This is a genomic window from Sinomicrobium endophyticum (assembly GCF_052983315.1).
The window spans coordinates 22,561-30,489 of sequence record NZ_JBRKIS010000014.1; the positions used below are offsets into that span (position 1 = coordinate 22,561).

Sequence of the window (7,929 nt, forward strand, 5' to 3'; positions counted from 1 at the left end):
CGGTCGTATATATTGCTATATTACTTTCCTTTACCTTTTTGCTGCGCCTGTGCTTCTTCCATCATTTCCTGCATCTTTCGCTGGAAACGGTTCATCTTTTTCGGCTTTTTCTTCTGCTCCTGTATCTTGGCGTGTATCTTCTGCTCGTCTATGATAAAATGCTTAATGGCCAGCATGATAAATATGGTAATGAGGTTGGATATAAAATAATACAAACTCAATCCACTCGCATAGTTGTTAAAAAAGATCAGCATGAACAGAGGCGACAGGTACATGATAAATTTCATGTTAGGCATACCGGGTTGCTGCTGCATCTGCATGCTCTGTCCTGTCGTCATCATCATATATATAAGTATGGCTATGGAAGCCAGTATGGGGAACAAACTTACGTGATCTCCGTAAAAAGGGATCTTGAAAGGTAGTTCCGCTATAGTATCGTATGATGACAAGTCGTCCGCCCAAAGGAAACTTTTCTGCCGAAGCGCGAAAGCGGTGGGGAAGAACATAAACAGTGCATAAAAAATAGGCAACTGCAACACCGCAGGTATACATCCGCTAAGCGGACTTACGCCGGCTTTGTTGTATATTTTCATGGTTTCCTGTTGCTTTTTCACGGCATCGTCCTTGTATTTCTCGTTTACTTCGGTAATTTCCGGACGAAGTACTTTCATCTTGGCCTGTGACAAGTAAGACTTGTAAGTTACCGGAGAAAGCAATAGCCTAACCAAAATGGTCATTACAATTATAGCCATTCCGTAAGGCAGGAAAGAACTGAGGAAAGTATACAGTGGTGTAAATACATATTTGTTTATCCACCCGAAGATCCCCCATCCGAAAGGAATGGAATCGTCCAGGTTCAGTCCTTCATATTTACTCAATATCTTCACATCGGTAGGCCCGAAATACCAGGACATATTCCTGTTGATCTCCCCACCGGAAAGCTGCAGATCTGTAGTCATTCTGTATGACTTTGTCCATTTGGCTTCCTTGCTTTCCTCTTCCACGAGGTCTTTGGAGGAAAGTTCCACTTTCTCCATAGGTTTATCCGCAATGAGTATGGAACTGAAAAAGTGTTGCCTGAAGGATACCCAGGTAACGTTCTCTTCGGTATCCGTATCATCGCTTCCGGGACTCAGTTTGGATATTTTGTCTCCGTTTCTATACTGATAGGTAAGCCTGGTATACCTGTTTTCGTAGGTAATACTTTTAGAATGGCGGATTCCCGTTAGTTTCCAGTCCAGTTTTACCGGTTGTGCACTGTTAAGCACCCCGTTCAGTCCCTGGGAGCGAATGGTGAAATCCACCATATAATCTTCCGGGTTCAGTTCGTATCTGTATTCCAGGAACTGGTTTCCGGATGCCTTCAGTTTCATGGACAGCACTTTCCCGTCTGCAGAGAGGGAAGGTTCAAAATACATATCCTGCGTATTCAGGGTCCTGTTATCTGAAGTGCCCAGGGAAAGGTTGAAAGCGGCATTTCCGTCTTTTACCAGGTATACCGGAACCGAATCGTAGGTATGGAAATCTTTCAGCCTGGCTTCTACGATCTGCCCTCCTTTATTGCTGATCTCAAAGTAAGCCAGATCATTTTCCAGTACGGTTACCCCTTCTTTTGCAGATGGGAGGGTAGCAGAGTATCCGAAAGCGCCCAGGGTTTTAGTATAATTGGCCAAAGTGGTAGAATCCGTAAGGTTTTGCGCTTCGGTTTCGTAATCGGCGACACTTTTTTCTTCTTCTTTTTGTTTTGCTTTTTGGACCTGTTCTTCCCGGATTTTCTGAGCTTCTATCTCTTCTTCCGAAGGACGGTTGTTGTACATCACCCAGATTAAAATAGCTCCTATCAGAACAAACCCTATAATGGAACTGGTATCCAACTTCTTCTCTTCCATGTACTCTTTTATAAATTAATATTACACAGCGAACCTCCTAAAATAATGCTTTTCAGGATATTCGGGCCGTTCCGGGAACGGACACAAAAATACCCCCAAATAGCATTACTATGCCAAAGTGGCACTGTTTTTTTCCTTTTTATATTGTAACGCTGCTTTTACAAATGCCACAAAGAGCGGATGCGGGCTGGCCACCGTACTTTTGTATTCCGGGTGGTACTGTACTCCTACAAACCACGGATGTTCGGGTAATTCCACTATTTCCACCAGTTTGGTATCCGGATTATACCCGGTAGCTTTCAACCCGGCAGCTTCTATCTGTTCTTTATATTTATCGTTGAATTCATACCGGTGCCTGTGTCTTTCCATTATACTTTCCTCTCCGTATATGGCCCGGGCCAGGCTGTTTTCTTTCAGTATGCACTTCCACGCTCCCAAACGCATTGTCCCGCCTTTATCCGTAATTTCTTTCTGCTCTTCCATAAGGTCTATTACCGGATAAGGTGTGTCCTGTTCCATTTCTGTGGAATTGGCATCTTTTAATCCCAATACATTACGGGCAAATTCTATAACGGCCATCTGCATTCCGAGACAAATTCCCAGGAAAGGTATGTGGTGCTCCCGGGCATATCGTACCGTATCTATTTTCCCTTCTACCCCTCTTTCTCCGAATCCCGGCGCTACCAGTATTCCGTCCAGGTGGGATATTTTATTCTTTATAGTAGCTTCATCTATGTATTCGGAGTGTATGGTCTCTACCTTAACTCTTACTTCATTTTCTGCCCCGGCATGGATAAAGGCTTCCAGAATGGATTTGTAAGAATCCTGTAACTCTACGTATTTACCTACTAATCCAATGGTTACTTCGTGCTTCGGATTTTTGTGCCGTTCGAGAAAAGCCTCCCATTTTTCCAGGTCGGGGTGATTTTTTTCCGGTAGATTCAGTTTCTTCAAGGCTACTTTATCCAGCCCTTCTTCCAGCATCAGTTTGGGCACATCATATATAGTGGATGCATCGATAGACTGTATTACCGCTTCTCTGCGCACATTACAGAACAAAGCCAGTTTTTCCCTAAGATCGTCCGAAAGGTCGTGTTCTGTACGACACACCAGAATATCGGCCTTTATTCCGCTTTCCATTAAAGTCTTTACGGAATGCTGTGTGGGCTTGGTCTTTAATTCCCCGGCAGCGGACAGGAACGGTACAAGGGTAAGGTGTATTACAATCCCGTTGTTATCGCCGAGTTCCCACATAAGTTGCCTTACCGCCTCTATATAAGGTAAGGATTCTATATCCCCTACAGTACCTCCTATCTCGGTAATCACAATATCATACTCCCCGGAATTACCCAGAATTTGTATGCGTTCTTTTATTTCATTGGTAATGTGAGGTACCACCTGCACGGTCTTCCCCAGAAATTCCCCTCTTCGTTCTTTTTCAATAACACTCTGGTATATCCTTCCTGTGGTAACATTATTGGCCTGGGAAGTCCTTACATTCAGAAAACGTTCATAATGCCCCAGGTCCAGGTCGGTTTCCGCTCCGTCATCCGTAACATAGCATTCCCCGTGCTCATAAGGGTTCAGTGTTCCGGGATCAACATTAATATAAGGGTCCAGTTTCTGGATCGTTACCTTATACCCCCTGCCCTGTAACAGTTTTGCCAGTGAAGCCGCTATGATTCCTTTTCCCAATGAAGAGGTAACCCCTCCCGTAACAAAGATATACTTGGTGTCTGCCATGTGATTTAATCCGTTTGTTGTGTTGCTCTTTTTCGACGCGCCAAAAATACGAAGAACTACCTATACCATACAAGGATAATAACACATAAGATTCATATAGTTCCCTGAAAGAAAAAACTGTAACACCTCATAGGCTCAGTACTATCCGTTCTGTCTCTACACACGACTATAATCATCGTATCAGCATTCCATGTGGATTTATTAAAAGATTTAAAGTTTCTTTTCCTACAGAAACAAAAAGGTATTTCTTTGTAAAAAACATTTCCCGTTACTGCATTCTCTTTAAGCCCGGACATTAACCGTACCGCATACTATTTGAATACTAGAATATTAGAGTGTACGACACAAACAGCCGTTGTCATTTTAACCGATTTTTTTGATATTTGTTGAAAAAATAGGCCATAAATCCTATCTTAGCTTCTTTTAACTACATGTTATTCAGACCAAGCGGGTACAGAACTTATTTTAAATTTTTATATGAAAAAAACTCCTATTGACAAGCTCCTGATTGACCCCATGAGCAGGTTTATTAACAAATCCACTACCGGAGGTGTGGTCCTGTTTTTATCTGCGGTAGTTGCATTGATACTTGCCAATTCTCCTTTAAAAGAAGCTTACCACCATTTCTGGCAACACGAATTTGCTCTCAGGTTTGATACGTTTGAGGTCAAGAGAAACCTACACCATTGGGTAAATGACGGCCTTATGGCTATTTTCTTTTTTGTAGTGGGGCTGGAGTTAAAGCGCGAAATGATAGCCGGAGAATTATCCAGACCAAAAAAAGCTATCTTACCATTAATGGCCGCTCTGGGAGGAATGATTTTTCCTGCTGCCGTGTATCTTATATTTAATCATGACTCCAATGCTGTAGGAGGCTGGGGGATCCCCATGGCCACAGACATCGCCTTTGCCCTGGGTATTCTATACCTGCTGGGCGACAGGGTTCCGGTATCCTTAAAGGTATTTCTAACGGCACTTGCCATTGCTGACGACCTTGGCGCAGTACTGGTTATCGCCATGTTCTATACTTCCAATATAGACACCAACAGTCTTATCGTAGGAGGTGTGTTTCTCCTGATGCTCCTGGCAGCTAACCGCCTGGGTGTAAGAGCTCCTGTATTTTATGGCATTATAGGTATCGGCGGACTGTGGCTGGCTTTCCTATTTTCCGGGGTCCACGCCACTATCGCCGGAGTATTGGCAGCATTCACCATTCCTGCAAGTTCTAAGGTAAAAGATAAAAAGTACGTAGAAAAACTGAGAAGCCTGATCGATGAGTACGACAACCTGGAAGGACGTACAAAAAGACTAAAAACCCCTCAACAGCAGCATGTGCTGGAGCAGGTCAGGATCTACTCCAAAGCAGCTCTCACTCCTTTGCAACGCCTGGAACACTCCATGCATTCCATGGTGAGTTTTGTGGTAATGCCGGTGTTTGCACTAGCTAATGCAGGGGTTACTTTCACCGGAGATTTCTGGCATAACATTACCAGTAATGTGAGTATAGGTATTATTCTCGGATTGGTTGTAGGTAAGTTTATCGGGGTGGTCGGCTTTACGAAACTCATGACCACACTCAAGATCGCCTCCCTCCCTTCCGACCTCACCTGGAGACATATCTACGGTGTGGCTTTACTGGCCGGTATTGGTTTCACCATGTCATTATTTATAACGGAACTAGCCTTTAAAACTAATGCGGAAGAGTACATCCTCGAAGCTAAAATGGGTATTTTTGCCGCATCAATGATCGCGGGAACTATCGGTTATTTCCTGCTGAAAAGTATAAAACAAACGAAATAATTATTCTATTTCCATCAAAATAATAAGAGCATGTTTAAAAAGAATTCAATTGGCTAAAAAAATGCCCTTTTTGCCCCATATTTTGTCTTTTTCTCGCCCCATAGCTACGGCTATGCAGCTCAAAAAAGCCTTCATATGGAACAAAAATCATCATTTTTCGCTACAATCAATCCTTTTTAAACATGCTCTAAATAAAAGCGGGTAAATTAAAATTTACCCGCTTTTATTTTCCGGTATCCTGTCGATAGATTATTCGAACTCCTTCAGAGTTTCTGTAATAATACGAATACAGTCTTTCAATTGTTCTTTATCTATTACCAAAGGAGGTGCAAAACGTATAATATTACCATGGGTAGGTTTTGCAAGCAGTCCGTTTTCTTTCAGGGCAACACATATATTCCAGGCGGTATCCCCTTCTTCGGAATCGTTAATGACAATAGCATTCAACAGTCCTTTTCCCCGAACCAGTTTAACTATACCGGAACCTGCGATATATTTATTCAGTTCCTGCCGGAAGAAATCTCCTAATTCCGCCGCATTATCGGCAAGTCCTTCATCTTCCACTACCTTAAGGCCCGCCATAGCAACAGCAGCAGCTACCGGGTTTCCCCCAAAAGTAGATCCGTGCTGGCCGGGCTTTATAACTTCCATCACCGGGTCATTAGCCAGTACGGCAGACACGGGGTAAGCACCTCCGGAAAGAGCTTTTCCCAGAATAAGGATATCGGGCTTTACATTTTCATGATGAACCGCGAGTAATTTTCCCGTTCTCGCTATCCCGGTCTGGATCTCATCGGCAATGAAGAGCACATTATGTGCCTTACAAAGTTCGGCAGCTTTTTTAAGATATCCTTCAGACGGCACATAAACCCCGGCCTCTCCCTGTATCGGTTCTACGAGAAACCCTGCTATGTTATCTTCCGTCTTCAGGACTTTTTCCAAAGCATCCGTATCGTCATAAGGTATTTTCAGGAAACCCGGCGTGTAAGGCCCGAAGTTTTTCTTTGCTCCTTCGTCATTAGAAAAAGATATTATGGTTGTGGTCCTCCCGTGAAAATTGTTTTCACATACGATTATCTTAGCCTCCTGTTCTGCCACTCCTTTTCTCTCGTATGCCCATTTACGGCAAATTTTTATAGCAGTTTCCACGGCTTCCGCACCTGTGTTCATAGGTAAAACCTTATCGAAACCGAAATATTCCGTAATGTATTTTTCAAACCTTCCCAGCATATCATTATAGAAAGCTCTTGAAGTAAGGGTAATCCTCTGTGACTGTTCTATCAGGGCGCCTATAATCTCAGGATGACAATGCCCTTGATTTACTGCGGAATACGCGGACAAAAAGTCGTAATACCTCTTGCCTTCCACATCCCACACATACACTCCTTCTCCTTTACTTAGAACAACCGGTAAAGGGTGATAATTGTGCGCTCCGTAATCATTCTCCAATTTAATAGCATCCTGTGAGCTTAGTTGTTCTGCAATATTCATTATTAACTGATTTAATCCAAGTGAAACTTTACCATTCCTTCTTTAAAGGAGAGAAATCATCCAATTATAGTGCAAATTAGGAAAAGTTAAACGAATTCACCAATATATATCAGGGCAAACGCATTAAAAAATTAGAAATAGTTCCAGGCTTCAGGTTCCAGGTTACAAGTTTCAGTTATAGGTTACAAGTTTGGGCATGCCTGAATATGGTTGCCTTTTTTCTGGTTAATAATTAATCTTAAATCTCGGTTTTTGTTCAGGGGTTAACCCCTGAACAAAGGTTTCAAATTCTACAGGTTTCATATTTTTTAGTGAACCATGTGGACGTTGATAATTGTACTTTTCTACGATTTTTTTTATCAATATTCTCCCTTGTTTTAAACTGATATGGGAGTGGTCAAAATCGATATATTCATTTTTTAATATGCCGTTTAAAGATTCTGCATGAGCATTCTCCCAGGCTTTACCGCCCATGCTAGGCTGTACCTGATTTTCTGTATGTAACTCAGCTAATCGCTTATAAACGTATTGGCTGCCTTTATCCGAATGAAATATGAGTTGTTTCCGTTCGGTTTTAGCAGTCGTGGCCAGGGCTTCCCTATAAGCTACAACTATAGTATCCTCTGCGGTCAGGGTGGCTGACAAACTCCAGCCTTTGATTTTCCTACTGTACACATCCAGGATCAAGGTCAGGTAATAAGGCTTCTTAGCCGATACAGCGATATAGGTAATATCACTCACCCAAAGCTGGTTGATCCCGGTTAGTTGTAAATCAGTGATCCGATTAGGATACCAATGCTTCCCCCCATAAGTGGTACGGTAACGGTTGCGCTTGCGCTTTAACCTAAAGCCATGACTCAGCAATAAGGCCTCGGTCTTGTCCCGACCCATCCCGGTAGGCTTGAGCTCCGCATAGAGCTTCCTACAACCCAGCCGAGGATGGCCCTTACGAAGCTCCCTTGCGCCTTCCAGAACACTATTCCTAACCCGGAGTTGTTCCTGGTGG

The 7,929-nt window shown here is 43.0% G+C and carries 5 protein-coding genes; 1 reads left to right on the forward strand and 4 read right to left on the reverse strand.

The features are described 5' to 3' along the window. Positions 1-20: 20 nt before the first annotated feature. Together yidC and pyrG are read right to left on the reverse strand one after the other, a co-directional pair. Positions 21-1,889 carry a membrane protein insertase YidC gene (gene yidC / locus ACVBDU_RS04110; RefSeq protein WP_447178512.1) on the reverse strand — a complete coding sequence of 623 codons (1,869 nt, stop codon included), beginning with the start codon at positions 1,887-1,889 and terminating at the stop codon, positions 21-23. 108 nt (positions 1,890-1,997) lie between these two features. Then, positions 1,998-3,632, reverse strand: a complete 1,635-nt coding sequence (gene pyrG / locus ACVBDU_RS04115; RefSeq protein WP_447178513.1) for a CTP synthase — start codon at positions 3,630-3,632, stop codon at positions 1,998-2,000. Positions 3,633-4,109: 477 nt separating this feature from the next. On the opposite strand from pyrG, the gene nhaA reads away from it, so the two are divergent. Continuing rightward, entirely contained in the window at positions 4,110-5,432 is a 1,323-nt protein-coding gene (nhaA, locus tag ACVBDU_RS04120; RefSeq protein ID WP_447178514.1) for a Na+/H+ antiporter NhaA, read from the forward strand. Positions 5,433-5,681: 249 nt separating this feature from the next. Here nhaA and rocD read toward each other — a convergent pair whose 3' ends face one another. Together rocD and ACVBDU_RS04130 are read right to left on the reverse strand one after the other, a co-directional pair. After that, a complete protein-coding gene (gene rocD / locus ACVBDU_RS04125) occupies positions 5,682-6,923 on the reverse strand; it encodes an ornithine--oxo-acid transaminase (RefSeq protein ID WP_447178515.1) in 1,242 nt (413 codons plus the stop codon). A gap of 225 nt (positions 6,924-7,148) precedes the next feature. Then, positions 7,149-7,929: IS3 family transposase (locus ACVBDU_RS04130; RefSeq protein ID WP_447178419.1), on the reverse strand; the 781-nt coding region annotated here is incomplete at its 5' end.

What these genes read in the sequence shown, in the direction of transcription:
- nhaA (WP_447178514.1), top strand. Translation starts at nt 4,110, where the DNA reads ATGAAAAAAACTCCTATTGACAAGCTCCTGATTGACCCCATGAGCAGG.
- rocD (WP_447178515.1), bottom strand. Translation starts at nt 6,923, where the DNA reads ATGAATATTGCAGAACAACTAAGCTCACAGGATGCTATTAAATTGGAG.
- pyrG (WP_447178513.1), bottom strand. Translation starts at nt 3,632, where the DNA reads ATGGCAGACACCAAGTATATCTTTGTTACGGGAGGGGTTACCTCTTCA.
- yidC (WP_447178512.1), bottom strand. Translation starts at nt 1,889, where the DNA reads ATGGAAGAGAAGAAGTTGGATACCAGTTCCATTATAGGGTTTGTTCTG.